Source organism: Caballeronia glathei (genome assembly GCF_000698595.1).
Lineage (GTDB): Bacteria > Pseudomonadota > Gammaproteobacteria > Burkholderiales > Burkholderiaceae > Caballeronia > Caballeronia glathei.
Window position 1 is genome coordinate 1 of record NZ_JFHC01000212.1, and the last position, 1,671, is coordinate 1,671.

Genomic DNA, 1,671 nt, shown 5'->3' on the forward strand with positions numbered 1-1,671 from the left:
CTCCGCTAAAAATCCTCTGCATTATCAGATATATAACAGGACACATGTTTGTGCCTCTCCACCCGATCGCGGCGTGATCGGGGCCAACCGGATCCTGCATGGAGCCCCACCCGTCCGGTGCCAACGCGGAGCGGATCGCCTATTTGCTGGGCCGTAAGACACGCACCGCGCTGTCTCCAAAAACGGATGCAGCCAGACTGGATACAATCAACCGAGATCTTAAACTCCGAGTGCTCGGGCTCAGATAAAGCTCGACTGACGACCTTGCAAGTAGGCATCTCGTCGTTGGCAGCGGTTGCACGCCTCCATCCCTGCCACATAGCTTTCCTTGCAACGAGCCTCATGTCGCGACCGTCGATGCCGATTGATTGCTTCGTCCGGTCGCATGACTGCTGTCAGGCCCGAGCTTGTCGGGATGACTTAACTCGGCCAGAAAAGCCTCGACCGCCGAGCGCCCACCGGGTATCAAGATCGATCGGGCGATCATAAAAGGTGCTTCGCGTCGGCACCGCTCAGCGAATCTCACAAGATTTTTGTCTGCAGACAACATCAGGTCTGCATCAACAAGGTACGTGCCAAACTGGGAATCGCAGGGAGTACCATCGGTGATCTTGTGAAACTGCTGCTGGAACTCGAACGCTGATCTTAGCCAGTGCCGCCGCATCCCTTGCACATCGACCTCATGCAGCCAGAACCGTGTCAGATCGCCGGTTTGTTGCACCATCATTGTCAGATTGACCTCGCCATCGAGCCATTCAGCATAGGGGTGAGAAGTCGCGGTTAATGCACGACCGAAAGTCTCCCGTGCTTCAACGCGCCACCATTCGACAGGCTCGCCGTTCCACCCAGGAGTCGGCTGACAAAGGCTAGCTTGGAGGGAGTTGAACGGCGCGCCTTTCCATCGGGGAAGCATCGTCAGGGCACGTTCACGGGCTCCGCGAGTTGAAGCGCGAGACTTCTCCACTAGACCCTGCGTGTCGATTCTCTCGGATTCCCGATGTGTGTCGTGTCGTGCGCGGTCCCAGAACCCACCGCGGAAGCGAGTCCAGTCGTGTCGTAACCTCTCGTGATAGGTAAGATCTTTGTCCCAATGCAACCATTCAGGATGGAGCCGTTCTATTTCTGACTTGATCTCCTGTGACTCTTGATATGCCTCTGGCATTAGCCTTTTCCAGTAAGGCAGCGTCATGGCTGAAATAAGCGACTTTCGTAATTCCCGGTCGCCAGTGCGCAAGGCCTCATATACGACCGACGGTGCGATAACAATTTCATGTCGAGACCGACGGACTGCCCGCTGAACCACGCCAATCGCTCCGTCATCGACAATGTATCGCCAGATGTTGGTATCAAGAAGTATTTTCATTATTGTGGGCCACCCTGACTTTGTTGCTGTCTTTTTGACCATCGACAACGGCGGGATGGCCTCCCAGGTGTACCTCCGTACAGCTCAAGCACACGGGGCAATAATTCGGCTGACCGGAGTATCTTTCTGTTCGTCGCCGCGCCTTTTCGAGTCCTTTTTCGTTGTTGACGACCCCGCCCCAGCTAATTGACGCTCGGCGAACACCACCACACGGCAATTCCTTGCATATAGGCGGCAGCTGGTCGTCGTTGTCCTCTTTCAATGGCCGAAAAAGCCTAACCCGTGATAATGCAGAGGATTTTTAGCGG

Annotated in this window: 1 protein-coding gene; it reads right to left on the reverse strand. The window is 55.4% G+C overall.

Annotated features, from left to right (window positions below):
- Positions 1–340: 340 nt before the first annotated feature.
- Positions 341–1,363, reverse strand: a complete 1,023-nt coding sequence (locus BG61_RS42625) for a type II toxin-antitoxin system VapC family toxin (protein ID WP_129572258.1) — start codon at positions 1,361–1,363, stop codon at positions 341–343.
- Between the last annotated feature and the right edge of the window lie 308 nt (positions 1,364–1,671).